Origin of the sequence: Marinobacter nitratireducens (assembly GCF_000708045.1) — a bacterium.
GTDB classification, from domain to species: domain Bacteria; phylum Pseudomonadota; class Gammaproteobacteria; order Pseudomonadales; family Oleiphilaceae; genus Marinobacter; species Marinobacter nitratireducens.
The window spans coordinates 681824-698847 of record NZ_ANIE01000003.1 but is presented as its reverse complement, the minus strand read 5'-3'; the positions used below and the strand labels follow the sequence as shown (position 1 = coordinate 698847).

Here is a 17024-nt window from a genome sequence, read left to right as displayed (position 1 = left end):
CAGAATGGCGGCGCTTGTGTGTTTTCTAGCCGACTGATTTTACAGCGAGTTTACGGTTTGCTGATTAATTGACCGATTTATCGCCAAGGATACAGATCTCCGATATGGGTAAAAGTCTCGTAATTGTCGAGTCACCAGCGAAAGCGAAGACCATCAATAAATACCTGGGCTCTGACTTTATTGTAAAGTCGAGCGTAGGGCACATCCGTGATCTTCCTGTCAGTGGAAGTGGTTCCCAGAGCGATCCGAAAGAGCGCGCGAGACAGGCGGCCATCACCCGGAAGATGAGTCCGGAGGAAAAGGCTGCCCACAAGAAGCGCAAGGCCAGGGAGCAGCTGGTTGCCAGGATGGGGGTTGATCCGGACAAGAACTGGGATGCCCGATACGAGGTCTTGCCGGGGAAAGAAAAGGTGGTGAGCGAGCTCAAGCGTCTCGCAAAGTCGGCTGACCACATCTATCTCGCGACGGATTTGGACCGCGAAGGGGAGGCGATCGCCTGGCATCTCCAGGAAACCATTGGTGGTGAACCCGAAAAATATCGCCGTGTTGTTTTTAACGAGATTACCAAGCGAGCGATTCAGGAAGCGTTCAAAGACCCTGGTACCCTCGATAATAATAGGGTAAACGCCCAGCAGGCGCGCCGATTCCTGGATCGCGTGGTCGGCTATATGGTGTCTCCGCTGTTGTGGGCCAAGCTTGCCCGTGGTCTGTCTGCGGGCCGAGTGCAGTCGGTAGCCGTGAGGCTCATCGTCGAACGTGAGCGGGAAATCCGAAAATTCGTGCCAGAGGAATTCTGGCAATTGCACGCGGATCTGCTTCCGGAAAAGGCCGAAAAGCAGGTTCGGTTTGAGGTTACACGCTATCAGGACAAGAATTACCGACCGGAGAACGAAAGCCAGAGCAACGATCATGTTGCACGATTGAAGGCTGGCTCATTCCGGGTCGCCAAGCGTGAAGACAAGCCAACCAAATCACGTCCTTCGGCGCCGTTTATTACCTCGACGTTGCAGCAGGCCGCCAGCAATCGCATGGGCTTCAGCGTCAAGAAAACCATGATGTTGGCGCAACGCCTGTATGAGGCCGGCTTTATCACCTACATGCGGACCGATTCCACTAACCTCAGCCAGGAGGCGGTGGCTGGGTGCCGGGATTTCATTAGCAAACAGTTTGGTGAGAAGTACCTTCCGGAAAAGCCTAGGGTATACGGTAGTAAAGAAGGCGCTCAGGAGGCTCACGAGGCGATTCGTCCTACTGACGTAGCCCGTCGGCCGGCGGATATCAGTGGCCTCGAGAAGGACGCTGAAAAGCTCTATGACCTGATCTGGCGCCAGTTTATTGCGTGCCAGATGGCCGATGCGGAGTTCCTCAGTACATCCATCGTCGTCGCGAACGGTGAATACGAACTCCGAACCCGAGGCCGAATCATCAAGTTTGAGGGGTTCCTGAAAGCCGCGCCTCAGTCTTCCAAAAAAGACGAGGACGTTGCTCTGCCGGATATCCAGGTTGACGATATGCTCGACCTCAAGAAACTGGATCCGAGTCAGCACTTCACCAAGCCGGCTCCGCGATACACGGAAGCCAGCCTGGTCAAGGAGCTTGAAAAGCAGGGTATTGGGCGTCCATCTACCTACGCTTCGATTATTTCGACCATTCAGGATCGTGGCTATGTCCGACTCCAGAATCGGCGTTTTTATGCCGAGAAAATGGGGGAGATTGTTACCGAGCGCTTGTCAGAATCCTTCCCGAATCTGATGGATTTCGATTTCACGGCCAAAATGGAAGATGAGCTGGATGAGATCGCTGAGGGGGATGTTGAATGGAAGAAGGTTCTGAATGATTTCTATGGTCGGTTCCGGCAGCAGTTGGAATCGGCGGAAGGTTCCGGCGACGGAAGCATGCGCGCCAACACGCCAACGGAGACGGATATCCCGTGCCCGAGTTGTGGCAGAAACATGCAGATTCGGGTTGCCAGCACCGGGGTTTTCCTCGGGTGTTCGGGCTATTCTCTGCCACCCAAAGAGCGCTGCAAGACCACGATCAACCTCGTATCCGGCGATGAAGTGGTGAGCGCGGATGACGATGTGGAAGGTGAGGGTGAAACTCGTCTTCTCCGTAAAAAGCGTCGTTGTTCAAAGTGTGGTACTGCCATGGACAGCTATCTCATTGATGAGACTCGCAAGCTTCATGTGTGCGGTAATAATCCGGACTGCTCAGGCTATGAAATTGAAACCGGTACGTTCCGGATCAAGGGGTACGACGGTCCCACACTGGAATGCGACAAGTGTGGCTCGGAAATGCAGCTCAAAACAGGACGTTTCGGCAAGTACTTTGGATGCACCAATGCTGAGTGCAAAAACACTCGTAAGTTGCTGAAGAATGGTGAGCCTGCGCCGCCCAAGATGGATCCGGTGCCGATGCCCGAGCTTCAGTGCCAGAAGGTTGAAGATACCTACGTGCTGCGGGATGGTGCGTCAGGTCTGTTCCTGGCAGCAAGCAAGTTCCCGAAAAACCGGGAAACCCGGCCACCTCTTGTCAAAGAGATTAAACCGCATCGCAAGGAAATCGACCCCAAGTACGATTTTCTGATGGAGGCGCCCGAGACCGACCCGGAGGGGAATCCGACGGTTATCCGGTTCAGTCGGAAATCCAAGGAGCAGTACGTTATGTCAGAGAAAGATGGCAAGGCGACCGGCTGGTCGGCCTGGTACGTCAACGGGAAATGGCAGCCGCAGGAAAAGTCGAAAAAGTAAGTTAAAAAAGGGGGCTTGGCCCCCTTTTTTTGTCTGGTTAACGGAATTTGCGCAGCCGCTGTATCAGGGAAGACGTGTCCCAGCGCTGTCCTCCCATCTCCTGAACATCGGCATAAAACTGGTCTACCAGCGCTGTTACTGGCAGCGATGCCTTGACCTTTCTGGCCTCGTCCAGGCAGATGCCAAGATCCTTTCGCATCCAGTCAACCGCAAATCCGTGTTCGAATTCACCCGCGATCATGGTTCCCGAGCGATTTTCCATCTGCCAGGACTGAGCGGCACCTTTGGAAATAACGTCCACCACCTTGCTAACATCCAATTCGGCCTGCTCGGCGAAATGCAGTGCCTCGGACAGCCCCTGTACCAAACCGGCAATGGCAATCTGATTCACCATCTTGGTTTTCTGTCCGCTGCCTGCTGGACCCATGAGATTCAGTGCCCTGGCGTAGTGATCCATGACCGGGCGGGCTTTTTCATATGCCGCCTCCGGGCCACCGCACATGATGGTCAGCTGGCCATTTTCGGCACCTTGTTGGCCGCCAGACACGGGGGCATCAATAAATGGTTGGTTTCTGGTAGCGGCGGCACTCGCGAGGCGCTCTGCGATGCTGGCGGAGGCGGTCGTGTGATCAATAAGAATGGCACCCTCCGGAGCATTGGCGATAATGCCCGAATCATCTTCATAGACCTCCACAAGATCCTTGTCGGCCCCGACACAAGTCATCACAAAGTCGGCTCCTTTCACCGCCTCGGCAATGGATGCACAGGCTTTACCGGGGTAGTCCTTTGCCCACTGCTCGGCCTTGCCCTGGCTGCGGTTCCAGACCCGTACGGAGATGCCTGCATTGGCAAGGTGACCGGCCATTGGGTACCCCATAACGCCCAGACCAATGAAGGTGGCGGTTGTTGTCATTGCTATACTCCCTCTAAATCAGGTGACGGTTTGGTGAGTGATATTCCGAGGTGTTCGTGATCTTTAGCGTAAGGCGAGAATAGCCTAGTTGAGGTGTTTTTTGGCAAATCTACGATGAATTGCCTATGTGCCGTGTTGTTAATGCGGGTGCTTCAGAGCGAGATACTGAACAAAAAAGGCCGCTGATGTCAGCGGCCTTTTCGTTTCCTTGGAGTAGGTCCCTGAGGGGCTTACTTCTTCGGATAGTCGCGCTTGTCGGAGCCGGTATACAGCTGACGTGGGCGACCGATGCGGTAGTTGCCGCTGACCATTTCGTTCCAGTGAGAGAACCATCCAATGGTGCGGGACATGGCAAAGATCACTGTGAACATGGAGGTCGGGATACCGATCGCCTTGAGAATGATGCCGGAGTAGAAGTCGACGTTCGGGTACAGCTTGCGCTCTACGAAGTATTCGTCTTCCAGGGCAATCTGCTCCAGGCGCTGGGCAATTTTCAGCAGTGGGTCGTTTTCCAGGCCGAGTTCCTGCAGAACTTCATGTGCGGTCTCGCGCATCACCTTGGCGCGCGGATCGAAGTTCTTGTAAACGCGGTGGCCAAAGCCCATCAGGCGGAACGGGTCGTCCTTGTCCTTGGCTTTTTCGATGAACTGCTCAATGTTCGCTTCGTCACCGATTTCGGCGAGCATGTCCAGAACCGCTTCGTTAGCGCCACCGTGCGCTGGACCCCATAGGGCCGCGATGCCGGAGGCGATGCAGGCGTAAGGGTTCGCGCCGGTAGAGCCGGCCAGGCGGACGGTTGAGGTGGACGCGTTCTGCTCGTGGTCTGCGTGCAGAATGAAGATCTTGTCCATTGCCTTCGCGAGAATCGGGTTCGGCTTATATTCCTCGCAGGGAACGCCAAACATCATCTGCAGGAAGTTCTCGGAGTAGGATAGATCGTTCCGCGGGTACATGAACGGCTGTCCGAGGCTGTACTTGTAGCACCAGGCGGCGATCGTTGGCATTTTCGCGATCAGGCGGTGAGCCGTAATCTGGCGCTGATGCTCGTCGGTCACGTCCATCTGGTCGTGGTAGAACGCAGACAGGGCTCCGACAACACCACACATGATGGCCATGGGATGCGCGTCACGACGGAAGCCGTGGAAGAAATTGCGCATCTGATCGTGCAGCATGGTGTGGTTTTTGATGGTGTCGTGGAAACGCTTGTTTTCCTCTGCAGACGGCAATTCGCCGTTCAGGAGCAGGTAGCAGACTTCGAGGTAGTCTGAATGCTCTGCGAGCTGATCAATAGGGTAGCCGCGATGCAGCAGAACGCCCTTTGCGCCGTCGATATATGTGATGGCCGATTCGCAGGCTGCTGTGGATACGAATCCTGGATCGTAAGTGAAAACGCCTTCCTGGACTAGGCCTCGTACGTCGATAACGTCAGGGCCGACGGTGCCGGAATATACCGGTAGCTCAATGGACTTGTCTCCCACCGAGAGCTTGGCTTTCCTGTCGGTCATGGTGCTCTCCTATTTATCAGCTTAAACAGCTTTTTCTGCATTTATAGATGCGCTAGAAGGCGCGTATTATCGCAAAACTGGCGGCAAAATATAGGGCGTTGGCTTTTTTTGTCAATGGAAGAGGGCGGAAAACTCACTTTTTAGCTTTTCCTGTAAATCCGTGATAACCCGAATAATGGCGCTTTCGGGCACAAAACTGATTTGTCAATAATCCTTATAGCTGCTGCTGGCCCCGCCAAATCAGGGGTCGCGCCTTGTTGCAGGTTTGTAATTACTACGGGTACTCCTTATAATCCGTAGCCCGGAAACGGGGATACACCCGGTAGCTGGCGACGCCTGTCGGCAGTTCATACTGGTGTGAGCCTCCCTCCTGAGCCAATCGTATGCCGGTTTCGTAACTGCATATTGATCCTTACATACCAACTATCCGCATCCGGTTTTTCGGTTTCGCGGTACCAAGAGAGAGTGTGAGAGCGCTGTGAATAGCAAACGACCAGTAAATCTCGATCTCGGCAAGTTTCATTTCCCACTGCCAGCCATTACATCCATATTGCATCGCGTCAGCGGCATTATCATTTTTGTCGGTGTTGCGTTCCTGCTCTACGGATTGCAGCTTTCCCTGTCTGGGGAAGAAGGTTTCGGTCGTGTGAGTGAACTGCTGGACAGCTTCCTTGCCAAGCTGATTATCTGGGGCATCTTGTCTGCTCTGCTTTACCACCTTGTTGCAGGTATCAAGCACCTGTTTATGGACATGGGTATCGGTGAAGATCTGGAGAGCGGCCGCCTCGCCGCGAAGATTACTATTGTGGTTTCCGTCATTCTCATCGTTCTGGCAGGAGTCTGGGTATGGTAAATAGCGTCACGAACCTGGGTCGCAGTGGTGTTTTCGACTGGCTGATCCAGCGGGTAACCGCCTACGTACTGGCGTTGTACACAGTGTTTCTGCTTGGCTTCATGGTGACCACTGACGTCAACTATGAAACTTGGTCCTCTCTCTTTGACCAGACATGGTTCCGTATTTTTAGTCTGTTGGCATTGCTGTCAATTGGCGCCCACGCGTGGGTCGGCCTGTGGACCGTTACGACAGACTACATCAAGGCGATGGGTCCCAGGTTCCTGGTTCAGGCAGCGTGTGGATTGACCATGTTCGTATATGTGGTCTGGGGCATTCAGATTCTTTGGGGGCTTTAAGTAATGTCGAATATCAAGACCATGTCTTATGACGCGATTGTTATCGGTGGCGGCGGTGCCGGTATGCGAGCCGCCCTGCAGTTGACCGAATCCGGTATCAATACTGCGTGTATTACAAAAGTATTTCCCACGCGTTCGCACACCGTTTCCGCTCAGGGTGGCATCACCTGTGCGATTGCGAGTGCCGATCCCAACGATGACTGGCGTTGGCACATGTATGACACCGTCAAGGGCTCCGACTACATCGGCGACCAGGACGCGATCGAATACATGTGTTCCGTAGGTCCTCAGGCTGTTTTTGAGCTTGAGCACATGGGTCTACCGTTCTCCCGTACCGAGCAGGGCCGCATCTACCAGCGTCCGTTCGGCGGTCAGTCCAAGGACTTCGGTAAGGGTGGTCAGGCTGCCCGTACCTGTGCCGCTGCAGACCGTACTGGTCATGCGCTGCTGCACACGCTGTATCAGGCCAACCTCAAGGGCGGCACCACCTTCCTGAATGAGTGGTATGCGGTCGATCTGGTCAAAAACAGCAAAGACGAAGTCGTTGGTGTTGTGGCCATCGAAATTGAATCCGGCGAAGTAGCCTACATCAAGTGTAAGGCGACCGTTCTTGCAACCGGCGGTGCTGGCCGTATCTACTCCTCAACCACAAACGCCCTGATCAATACCGGTGACGGTATCGGTATGGCGCTGCGTGCCGGCTATCCGGTTCAGGATATGGAGATGTGGCAGTTCCACCCGACCGGTATCCACGGTGCAGGTGTTCTGGTGACCGAAGGTTGTCGGGGTGAGGGTGGTTACCTGATCAACTCCGAGGGTGAGCGCTTCATGGAGCGTTACGCTCCGAACGCGAAGGACCTGGCTGGTCGTGACGTTGTTGCCCGTTCCATGGTTCTTGAGATCCTGGAAGGTCGTGGTTGCGGTCCTGAGAAAGATCACGTTCTGCTGAAGCTGGATCATCTGGGTGAAGAAACCCTGAATCTGCGTCTGCCGGGTATCTGCGAACTGTCGAAAACGTTCGCCCATGTGGATCCTGTTAAAGAGCCGGTCCCGGTTGTTCCGACCTGTCACTACATGATGGGTGGTATTCCGACCAACGTTGGTGGTCAGGCTCTGACCCAGGACGAGAATGGCAACGACAAACCGATTCCGGGTCTGTTTGCTTGTGGAGAAGCAGCCTGTGTATCCGTTCACGGTGCCAACCGTCTGGGCGGCAACTCTCTGCTTGACCTTGTGGTCTTTGGTCGTGCGGCCGGTCTCCACATTGAAGAGCAGCTTCGTGGCGGTTTTGAGGTTGATGGCGCCAGCGAGGAAGACATCAAACGTGCGATGGCCCGTCTTGATCGTCTGAACAGTGCCTCTGAAGGTGAAGATGTTGCGCAGGTGCGTAAGGATCTTCAGAGCTGCATGCAGCTGTACTTCGGTGTATTCCGTGACGGCGATAGCATGGAGAAGGGGCTCAAGTTGCTCGAGGAAATCGGCGAGCGGGTCCGCAAGACCAAGCTGACCGATACCAGCAACGCCTTCAATACAGCGCGCATCGAAGCGCTCGAGCTGGATAACCTGTTCGAGGTTGCGTATGCGACAGCGAAGTCGGCCATCGAGCGTAAGGAAAGTCGTGGTGCCCATGCCCGTAATGACTTCACCGAGCGTGATGATGACAACTGGCTCAAGCATTCCATGTACTTCCCGCTGGACAAGCGGGTTGGTAAGCGTGACGTAAACTTCACTCCGAAGACCGTCGACACGTTTGAGCCGAAAATCCGGACTTACTAAGGGGGAAGTACGATATGTTGGTAAGCCTTTACCGTTATAACCCGGAAACCGATAACGCCCCTTACATGCAGGACGTTGAGATCGAGTTGCCGGAAGGCAAGGATCTGATGGTTCTGGATGTCCTTGCTCTTGCAAAAGAGAAGGACTCGACTGTCGCCTATCGCCGCTCCTGTCGTGAAGGTGTGTGCGGTTCGGACGGTATGAACATGAACGGCAAGAACGGCCTGGCGTGCATCACTCCGGTGTCCGAAGTGGTCAAGAATGGCAAGCTCGTTCTGCGCCCTCTGCCTGGTCTGCCTGTTATTCGTGACCTGGTTGTGGATATGAGCCTTTTCTACAAGCAGTACGAGAAGGTCATGCCTTACCTTGTCAACGACAACCCGGCACCGGCCATTGAGCGTCTGCAGACTCCGGAAGATCGTGAAAAGCTGGACGGCCTGTACGAGTGTATTCTCTGCGCATGCTGTTCCACTTCTTGCCCGTCGTTCTGGTGGAACCCGGACAAGTTCATCGGTCCCGCCGGTCTCCTGCAGGCCTACCGCTTCCTGGCTGACAGCCGGGATACCGCTCAGCCCGAGCGTCTTGCCAATCTCGATGATCCGTTCAGCGTTTTCCGCTGCCGCGGCATCATGAACTGTGTCAGTGTTTGCCCGAAAGGCCTGAACCCCACAAGGGCTATCGGCCATATTCGGAACCTCCTGCTGCAACGGGCTACTTAAGCAGCAGAATTCTCAGCAACCGCTATACTGTTCTGACCAGATTAGCACCCAGAAGGCCCTGCAACGGCGCAGGGCCTTCAACCAAAGGCTTATAGTCATAAGTATTACATGGGTGCAAACTACGCAAGCCGTGGCTGGAGTTTATAAAATTCCTCCGCGGAATTGCCGAGTATAAAAACCACTGGGGATAGGAAAACATCCATGTCGCGTGTGGTGGTTAAAGTCATGCCGTAATAACGCGTATTGACTGAGAATTACCCCTGACCGACCATACCGGCTCCCCGCACCAGCCCAAGGTGAGCTATTCAAATGCACGAAAGCATCATGGAGCAGTTATGGCAGACTTCCCACCTGCAAGGTGGAAATCTTGCCTACGTTGAACAGCTTTTTGAGACCTACCTGACAGACCCCAACGCCGTACCTGAAGAGTGGCGCAGCTACTTCGATAAGTTGCCCAGTGTTGATGGCTATCATGGCCAGGACGTCGTTCACTCTTCAATCCGCGAACAATTCGAGCACATCTCCCGTAATCAGCGTTTTCTGGTTTCTGGCGGCGTTCCTGCCTCAGCGACCTCAGATGCCGATAAAAAGCAGATTCGTGTTCTCCAGATGATCAACGCCTATCGGTTCCGAGGTCATCAGGAGTCCAAACTCGACCCCCTCGGTGTTTGGCAACGCGAACCGGTAGAAGATCTCGATCCCAAATTCCACGAACTCAGCGAGGCCGACCTTGATCTGGAATTCCAGACCGGTTCTCTGAGTTTTGGTTCCGAGACCATGAAACTCTCGGACATCGTAGATGGGCTTCGCAAAACTTATTGTCAGAGTATTGGCGCAGAGTACATGCACGTCGTCGATACCCGCATCAAGCGTTGGTTCCAGCAGCGTATGGAGCCGGTCCGGTCACGGCCAGAGTACGAAGCGTCTACTCGTAAGCACATCCTTGAACGCCTGACTGCGGCAGAGGGGCTGGAGAAATATCTTGGCTCCCGTTATCCGGGCGTGAAGCGTTTCGGTCTTGAGGGTGGCGAAAGCCTGATCCCTTGTCTGGATGAGCTGATCCAGCGTGCAGGCTCCTATGGAGCGAAGGAAATCGTGCTCGGCATGGCACACCGCGGGCGACTGAATGTACTGGTAAATACACTCGGCAAAAACCCGAAAGAACTTTTTGATGAGTTCGAGGGGAAAAAACTGGCGGACTCCGGATCCGGTGACGTCAAGTATCACCAGGGCTTCTCTTCCAACGTTATGACTCCGGGTGGTGAGGTTCACCTGGCGATGGCGTTCAACCCCTCGCACCTTGAAATCGTGTCTCCGGTGGTTGAGGGCTCCGTTCGGGCCCGCCAGGACCGTCGTGGTGATACGGATGGCAGCCAGGTAGTTCCCATTGTCATGCACGGTGATGCGGCTTTCGCCGGTCAGGGTGTGGTCATGGAAACGTTCCAGATGTCACAGACTCGTGGTTATGGTGTCGGCGGCACCATCCACATCGTGATCAACAACCAGGTTGGCTTCACCACCAGCAAGCAGGAAGATGCTCGTTCGACTGAGTATTGTACGGATGTCGCCAAGATGGTTCAGGCGCCTATCCTGCACGTCAATGCGGATGATCCGGAAGCGGTGATGTTTGTCACCCAGATGGCCATGGACTACCGCAATGAGTTCAAGCGCGATGTGGTCATCGATCTGGTCTGCTACCGTCGTCGGGGCCACAATGAGGCCGATGAACCAGCAGCAACCCAGCCGCTGATGTACGACAAGATCCGTAAGCTCAAAACCACGCGCGCGCTTTACGCCGAGCAGTTGGTTGCTGCCGGTGTGATCACCGAGGAAGAGGCGAAGCACAAGGAAACTGACTACCGTGACGCGTTGGATAAAGGCGAGCACGTGGTCAAGTCACTGGTCAAAGAGCCGAACACCGAGCTTTACGTCGACTGGACGCCTTACCTGGGGCACGAGTGGACAGCCAAGTGCAAAACCAGTGTGAATCTGAAGACCATCAAGAAACTGGGTAAGCAGATTACCTCGGTACCGGAAGGCTTCAGCATTCAGCGCCAGGTTTCCAAGATCGTTAACGACCGCGAGAAGATGACCGCAGGCGCCCTTGGTCTTAACTGGGGTTACGGCGAGATGATGGCCTATGCGTCATTGCTGACGGAAGGGCATCCCATCCGGATTACCGGTCAGGACGTCGGTCGCGGTACCTTCTCTCACCGGCATGCGGTGCTGCACAACCAGAAAGATGGTTCCACCCATATTTCATTGCAGCAGCTCTCGGAGGATCAGCCGAGCTTCCAGCTCTATGACTCCTTGCTGTCGGAAGAAGCCGTCATGGCGTTCGAATACGGTTACTCCACCACCTCGCCGAATGGGCTGGTAGTCTGGGAAGCCCAGTTCGGTGACTTCGCCAACGGTGCGCAGGTCGTTATCGACCAGTTCCTGACCAGCGGTGAGCACAAGTGGGGCCGTCTGTGTGGCCTGACTCTCCTGTTGCCTCATGGTTATGAGGGGCAGGGGCCGGAGCATAGTTCTGCGCGGCTTGAGCGTTATCTGCAGCTGTGTGCCGAGCACAACATCCAGGTGTGCGTTCCGAGCACGCCGTCGCAGGTTTTCCACATGTTGCGTCGGCAGGTCAAGCGGCCACTGCGCAAGCCTCTGGTAGCAATAACGCCAAAGAGTCTGCTGCGTCATAAGGAAGCCGTGTCTGACCTTGATGATCTCACCAGCGGTACGTTCCAGACGGTATTGCCGGAGAAAGAGCCTTCCGATCCGAAGAAGATCACCCGTTTGATCATGTGCAGCGGCAAGGTCTATTTTGATCTTCTGGAAAAGAAAAAAGCTGACGAGCGCGACGATGTAGCCATCCTCCGTATCGAGCAGCTTTATCCGTTCCCGGCGGACGACCTCGACGAACTGCTGAGCCAGTATCCGAAGCTCAAGCATGTTGTCTGGTGTCAGGAAGAACCGATGAACCAGGGTGCCTGGTATTGCAGTCAGCATCACATGCGTAATGCACTGCAACGCCTGAACCCCAAGCTGTACCTCCAGTATGCCGGTCGTGAGGCTTCGGCTGCTCCTGCGTGCGGACACATGTCTGTCCACATTGAAGAGCAGAAGAGTCTGGTTAACGACGCGTTTGAAATCTGACGAGCTACCGAACTAAGGAATTGTAATGTCAACTGAGATTAAAGCCCCCGTTTTCCCGGAGTCGGTCGCAGAGGGTACCGTCGCGACCTGGCACAAACAGCCGGGTGAAGCCTGTTCCCGCGACGAGCTGATTGTCGATATTGAGACTGACAAGGTCGTACTTGAGGTGGTAGCACCTGCTGATGGTGTTATCGAGGAAGTCTTGAAGGGTGAAGGCGATACCGTAGAGAGCGGTGAGGTCATTGGTAAGTTCAAGGAAGGCGCGGCGGGTTCCGCCGCACCCGCCGAAAGTAAGCCGGCTGCTGAAGAGGCTCCGGCCGAAGAAGCCAAGGAAGCGTCTTCCGGTGACGCGATTCTGAGCCCGGCTGCCCGTAAGCTGGCTGACGAAAACAACGTTGATCCGAACGCAGTAAAAGGTTCCGGTAAAGACGGTCGCGTGACGAAGGAAGACGTTCAGAGCTTTATCGACAGCAACAAAGGCCAGCCCGCTGCCAAACCAGCGGCGGCAGCACCGGCGGCTGAGTTGAATGTTGCCCAGGGCGAGCGCGCCGAGAAACGCGTTCCGATGACTCGCCTTCGTGCAAGCATCGCCAAGCGTCTGGTGGATGCTCAACAGACCGCCGCCATGCTGACCACGTTCAACGAGGTGAACATGGCTCCGATCATGGAGCTGCGCAAACAGTACCAGGAGAGTTTTGTTAAGCGCCACGGCATCAAGCTCGGTTTCATGTCGTTCTTCACCAAAGCGGCAACCGAAGCTCTCAAGCGCTTCCCGGCCGTGAACGCGTCCATCGACGGCAATGACATGGTGTACCACGGCTATCAGGACATCGGCGTTGCTGTCTCTACCGACCGCGGCCTGGTTGTGCCCGTACTCCGTGATTCCGACGCCATGGGCCTGGCCGATATCGAGAAGAAGATTGTTGAATACGGTACCAAGGCGAAAGAAGGCAAGCTCGGCATCGAGGAGATGACCGGAGGTACTTTCACCATCACCAACGGTGGTATTTTCGGTTCCTTGATTTCCACGCCGATCCTGAATCCACCACAGACAGCCATCCTGGGCATGCACAAGATTCAGGAGCGTCCGATGGCGGTCAACGGTAAGGTAGAAATCCTGCCGATGATGTACCTGGCGCTGTCATACGACCACCGCATGATCGATGGTAAGGAAGCAGTGCAGTTCCTGGTCGCTATCAAAGAAATGCTGGAAGACCCCGCACGTATCCTGCTGGACGTGTAAACCAATATTCAACGAATCAGGAAACGGGATAGATTATGTCTGATAAGTACGACGTTATTGTCATTGGTGCGGGCCCCGGTGGTTACGTGGCAGCGATCAAAGCGGCTCAGTTGGGTCTGAAAACCGCTTGCGTTGAATCCTGGACGTCAACGGACGGCAAAAGCCAGGTGCTCGGTGGTACCTGCCTGAACGTAGGTTGTATTCCGTCCAAAGCACTGCTGGAAGTCACCCACAAGTTTGAAGAAGCAAGCCATGATTTCGATGGTTTCGGCATTCAGACCAGTGGCGTGAAAATCGATGTTGCGAAGATGATGGAACGCAAAAGCGGCATCGTGAAGCAGCTGACCGGTGGTATTGCAGGTCTCTTCAAGGCCAACGGCGTGACCTCCATTCATGGTCACGGCAAACTGCTGGCAGGTCGCAAGGTTGAAGTCACCGACAAGGATGGCAAGACCAGTACCTATGAAGCGGATAACGTCATCATCGCGACCGGCTCCAAGCCGATTGAGATTCCGCCCGCTCCGTTCGACGGCGAATACATCGTCGATTCCGAGGGAGCGTTAGAGTTCACGGAAGTTCCGAAACGTCTGGGTATCATCGGTGCCGGCGTGATCGGCCTTGAGCTGGGCAGTGTCTGGGCTCGCCTGGGCTCTGAAGTGACCGTTCTGGAAGCTCAGGATACGTTCCTGCCCGCGGTCGATCAGCAAATTGCCAAGGACACGCTCAAGCAATTCAAGAAGCAGGGCCTGAACATCATCACTGGCGCTCGTATGACCGGCGCAGAGGTGAAGCGCAAGCTGGTTAACGTGACCTACGAAGACAGCAAGGGCAAGCAGGAAGCCAAGTTCGACAAGCTGATTGTTGCGGTTGGTCGTCGTCCGTACACCGACGGTGCTCTGGCTGAGGATTCCGGTGTCAGTATGGACGAGCGCGGTTTTATCTTCGTGGATGACAACTGCAAAACCGAAGCACCGGGTGTTTGGGCGGTTGGCGATGTTGTACGCGGTCCTATGCTGGCACACAAAGCCTCTGAAGAGGGTGTTGTTGTCGCTGAGCGCATTGCCGGACACAAGCCGCAAGTCAATTACGATTGCATTCCGAACGTTATCTACACGTTCCCTGAAGTTGCCTGGGTCGGTAAGACCGAAGAGCAGCTCAAGGCCGAGGGTGAAGAATACAACGTGGGTACTTTCCCGTTTGCAGCCAATGGCCGCGCCATGGCTGCCAACGCGGCATCAGGTATGGTTAAGATCATCGCAGACGCGAAGACTGACCGTATTCTGGGCTTCCACGTGAGTGGTCCGCAAGCGTCTGAAATCGTTGCCCAGGGCGTTATCGCCATGGAATTCGGTTCCAGCGCGGAAGATCTCGCTCTTACCTGTTTCGCACACCCGACTCTGTCTGAGTCTGTGCACGAAGCGGCGCTGGGCGTTGCTGGCGGAGCGATTCATATCGCTAACCGCCGCAAAAAGAAGTAACGCGGTTCTGAAATTCGGGGCGCCAAATACGGCGCCCCGCTGCCATCATAAAGGCAGCATTTCGGATGCGTAACAAGCGGGTTCGGGTGATCCCTGACTCGCTAAACAGAATTCGCTTCAGGTATGTCAATGGCGGCATGCCCGCGGGTTCATATCCGTACGTGGTTATCCTCCATCAAAAGACGGGACACTAACTATGAATTTGCACGAATATCAGGGCAAGCAGCTGTTCGCTGAATACGGTCTGCCCGTATCCAAGGGCATTGCCTGCGATACTCCGAAGGAAGCTGTCGCAGCAGCAGACGAAATTGGCGGTGACGGCTGGGTTGTCAAAGCTCAGGTTCACGCAGGTGGCCGTGGTAAGGCTGGCGGTGTAAAGCTGGTCAAGAGCAAAGACGAAATTCGCGAGTTTGCCGAGAAGTGGCTGGGCCAGAACCTGGTAACTTACCAGACTGATGAAAATGGCCAGCCGGTAAGCAAGATTCTGGTTGAATCCCTCACCGACATCGATCAAGAACTGTACCTCGGTGCCGTTGTCGATCGCGGCAGCCGTCGTATCGTTTTCATGGCTTCCACCGAAGGTGGCGTTGAAATCGAAAAAGTGGCTGAAGAGACCCCCGAAAAGATCCTGAAAGCGGAAATCGATCCGCTGGTCGGCGCACAGCCGTATCAGGGCCGCGAGCTGGCTTTCAAACTGGGTCTTGAAGGCAAGCAGATCGGTCAGTTCACCAAGATTTTCCTGGGTCTGGCCAAGCTTTTCGAAGAGTGCGACCTCGCTCTGGTAGAGATTAACCCGCTGGTCATCACGCCGGCTGGTGATTTGCACTGCCTGGACGCCAAAGTGGGTATCGACGGCAACGCGCTTTACCGCCAGAAGAAGATCCACGAGATGCACGATCCTTCACAGGAAGACGCTCGTGAAGCCGAAGCGGCCAAGTGGGAGCTGAACTACGTCGCCCTCGAGGGCAACATCGGTTGTATGGTTAACGGCGCTGGCCTGGCCATGGGTACCATGGACATCATCAAACTGTCCGGAGGCCAGCCTGCAAACTTCCTGGACGTAGGCGGCGGCGCGACCAAAGAGCGCGTATCCGAGGCGTTCAAGATCATCCTGTCCGACGACGCTGTTCAGGCGGTTCTGGTCAACATCTTCGGTGGCATCGTTCGCTGCGACATGATCGCAGAGGGCATCATCGGTGCCGTTAAAGAAGTTGGTGTAAAAGTACCCGTTGTGGTTCGTCTGGAAGGCAACAATGCGGAGCTGGGTACCAAGGTACTCGCCGAAAGTGGCCTGAACATCATTGCCGCCACCAGTCTGGCGGATGCCGCAGAGCAAGTCGTTAAAGCCGCAGGGGGTAAGTAATGAGCATCCTGATCAACAAAGACACCAAGGTTATCTGCCAGGGCTTTACCGGCGCACAGGGTACTTTCCACTCTGAGCAGGCCGTTGAGTACGGAACTCAGATGGTTGGTGGCGTTAGCCCCGGTAAAGGCGGCACAGAGCATCTGGGTCTGCCGGTATTCAATACCGTTCGTGAAGCAGTTGAAAAGACCGGCGCCCAGGCGTCCGTGATCTACGTACCGGCTCCGTTCTGTAAAGATGCCATCATCGAAGCTGCAGATGCTGGCATTGAGCTGATTGTTTGCATCACCGAAGGCATTCCGACCATCGACATGCTGTACGCCAAAGAATACGTTGATCGTAAAGGCGTTCGCATGATTGGTCCGAACTGCCCTGGTCTGATTACTCCGGACGAGTGCAAGATCGGTATCATGCCTGGTCACATCCACAAGAAGGGCAAGGTTGGTATCGTTTCCCGTTCCGGTACTCTGACTTACGAAGCGGTCAAGCAGACCACGGACTTCGGTTACGGTCAGTCCACGTGTGTGGGTATCGGTGGTGACCCGATCCCGGGTTCCAACTTCATTGATATCCTGACACTTCTGCAGGAAGATCCGGAAACTGAAGCCATCGTTATGATCGGCGAAATCGGCGGTACCGCCGAGGAAGAAGCCGCTGCCTTCATCAAGGCAAACGTGACCAAGCCCGTTGTTTCTTACATTGCGGGTGTGACTGCGCCTCCGGGTAAGCGCATGGGTCACGCCGGTGCGATCATCTCCGGTGGTAAGGGTACTGCGGACGAGAAGTTTGCTGCTCTGGAAGACGCAGGCGTAAAAACCGTGCGTAGTCTCGCCGAGATCGGTAAGGCACTGAAGGAAGTAACTGGCTGGTAAGTCCGTCTTCTTTCACGAAACCCCCGTTTCTGCTCTGCAGTGCGGGGGTTTTTTATTTATAATGCGC

12 protein-coding genes are annotated in these 17024 nt (G+C 55.0%); 10 read left to right on the top strand and 2 right to left on the bottom strand.

Features of this window, described 5'->3' with window-relative positions:
• Positions 1 to 104: 104 nt before the first annotated feature.
• Positions 105 to 2750 carry a type I DNA topoisomerase gene (topA, locus tag D777_RS05025; RefSeq protein WP_036129296.1) on the top strand — a complete coding sequence of 882 codons (2646 nt, stop codon included), beginning with the start codon at positions 105 to 107 and terminating at the stop codon, positions 2748 to 2750.
• A gap of 37 nt (positions 2751 to 2787) precedes the next feature.
• Here the strand turns inward: topA and D777_RS05020 are convergent, their stop codons facing one another.
• Both D777_RS05020 and gltA read right to left on the bottom strand, forming a co-directional pair.
• The gene (locus tag D777_RS05020; RefSeq protein ID WP_036129294.1) at positions 2788 to 3663 is read right to left on the bottom strand and encodes an NAD(P)-dependent oxidoreductase; all 876 of its coding nucleotides are present in this window, start codon (positions 3661 to 3663) and stop codon (positions 2788 to 2790) included.
• Between the two features lie 230 nt (positions 3664 to 3893).
• Complete coding sequence (gene gltA, locus D777_RS05015) at positions 3894 to 5168, bottom strand: citrate synthase (RefSeq protein WP_036129292.1); 1275 nt, start codon at positions 5166 to 5168, stop codon at positions 3894 to 3896.
• 478 nt (positions 5169 to 5646) lie between these two features.
• Between gltA and sdhC the strand changes: the two genes are divergently transcribed.
• From sdhC to sucD, 9 genes are all read left to right on the top strand, one after another.
• Positions 5647 to 6021, top strand: a complete 375-nt coding sequence (sdhC, locus tag D777_RS05010; RefSeq protein ID WP_036129290.1) for a succinate dehydrogenase, cytochrome b556 subunit — start codon at positions 5647 to 5649, stop codon at positions 6019 to 6021.
• The gene (gene sdhD / locus D777_RS05005; RefSeq protein ID WP_036129287.1) at positions 6015 to 6359 is read left to right on the top strand and encodes a succinate dehydrogenase, hydrophobic membrane anchor protein; all 345 of its coding nucleotides are present in this window, start codon (positions 6015 to 6017) and stop codon (positions 6357 to 6359) included. The genes sdhC and sdhD overlap by 7 nt, the downstream gene beginning before the upstream one ends.
• Positions 6360 to 6362: 3 nt before the next feature.
• On the top strand, positions 6363 to 8135 hold the full coding sequence (gene sdhA / locus D777_RS05000; RefSeq protein ID WP_036129285.1) for a succinate dehydrogenase flavoprotein subunit: 1773 nt from the start codon (positions 6363 to 6365) through the stop codon (positions 8133 to 8135).
• A gap of 14 nt (positions 8136 to 8149) precedes the next feature.
• Complete coding sequence (locus tag D777_RS04995) at positions 8150 to 8854, top strand: succinate dehydrogenase iron-sulfur subunit (protein WP_036129283.1); 705 nt, start codon at positions 8150 to 8152, stop codon at positions 8852 to 8854.
• Positions 8855 to 9163: 309 nt separating this feature from the next.
• Positions 9164 to 12001, top strand: coding sequence for a 2-oxoglutarate dehydrogenase E1 component (locus D777_RS04990; RefSeq protein WP_036129280.1), 2838 nt, complete (start codon positions 9164 to 9166; stop codon positions 11999 to 12001).
• A 25-nt stretch (positions 12002 to 12026) separates the two neighbouring features.
• On the top strand, positions 12027 to 13244 hold the full coding sequence (odhB, locus tag D777_RS04985; protein WP_036129277.1) for a 2-oxoglutarate dehydrogenase complex dihydrolipoyllysine-residue succinyltransferase: 1218 nt from the start codon (positions 12027 to 12029) through the stop codon (positions 13242 to 13244).
• Positions 13245 to 13279: 35 nt separating this feature from the next.
• Entirely contained in the window at positions 13280 to 14722 is a 1443-nt protein-coding gene (lpdA, locus tag D777_RS04980) for a dihydrolipoyl dehydrogenase (protein WP_036129274.1), read from the top strand.
• A gap of 196 nt (positions 14723 to 14918) precedes the next feature.
• Positions 14919 to 16085 carry an ADP-forming succinate--CoA ligase subunit beta gene (gene sucC, locus D777_RS04975; RefSeq protein ID WP_036129272.1) on the top strand — a complete coding sequence of 389 codons (1167 nt, stop codon included), beginning with the start codon at positions 14919 to 14921 and terminating at the stop codon, positions 16083 to 16085.
• Positions 16085 to 16957, top strand: a complete 873-nt coding sequence (sucD, locus tag D777_RS04970) for a succinate--CoA ligase subunit alpha (protein WP_036129269.1) — start codon at positions 16085 to 16087, stop codon at positions 16955 to 16957. Before sucC ends, sucD begins: the two co-directional genes overlap by 1 nt.
• Positions 16958 to 17024 lie beyond the last annotated feature (67 nt).

What these genes read in the sequence shown, in the direction of transcription:
- topA (WP_036129296.1), top strand. Translation starts at nt 105, where the DNA reads ATGGGTAAAAGTCTCGTAATTGTCGAGTCACCAGCGAAAGCGAAGACC.
- D777_RS05020 (WP_036129294.1), bottom strand. Translation starts at nt 3,663, where the DNA reads ATGACAACAACCGCCACCTTCATTGGTCTGGGCGTTATGGGGTACCCA.
- gltA (WP_036129292.1), bottom strand. Translation starts at nt 5,168, where the DNA reads ATGACCGACAGGAAAGCCAAGCTCTCGGTGGGAGACAAGTCCATTGAG.
- sdhD (WP_036129287.1), top strand. Translation starts at nt 6,015, where the DNA reads ATGGTAAATAGCGTCACGAACCTGGGTCGCAGTGGTGTTTTCGACTGG.
- sdhA (WP_036129285.1), top strand. Translation starts at nt 6,363, where the DNA reads ATGTCGAATATCAAGACCATGTCTTATGACGCGATTGTTATCGGTGGC.
- D777_RS04995 (WP_036129283.1), top strand. Translation starts at nt 8,150, where the DNA reads ATGTTGGTAAGCCTTTACCGTTATAACCCGGAAACCGATAACGCCCCT.
- D777_RS04990 (WP_036129280.1), top strand. Translation starts at nt 9,164, where the DNA reads ATGCACGAAAGCATCATGGAGCAGTTATGGCAGACTTCCCACCTGCAA.
- odhB (WP_036129277.1), top strand. Translation starts at nt 12,027, where the DNA reads ATGTCAACTGAGATTAAAGCCCCCGTTTTCCCGGAGTCGGTCGCAGAG.
- lpdA (WP_036129274.1), top strand. Translation starts at nt 13,280, where the DNA reads ATGTCTGATAAGTACGACGTTATTGTCATTGGTGCGGGCCCCGGTGGT.
- sucC (WP_036129272.1), top strand. Translation starts at nt 14,919, where the DNA reads ATGAATTTGCACGAATATCAGGGCAAGCAGCTGTTCGCTGAATACGGT.
- sucD (WP_036129269.1), top strand. Translation starts at nt 16,085, where the DNA reads ATGAGCATCCTGATCAACAAAGACACCAAGGTTATCTGCCAGGGCTTT.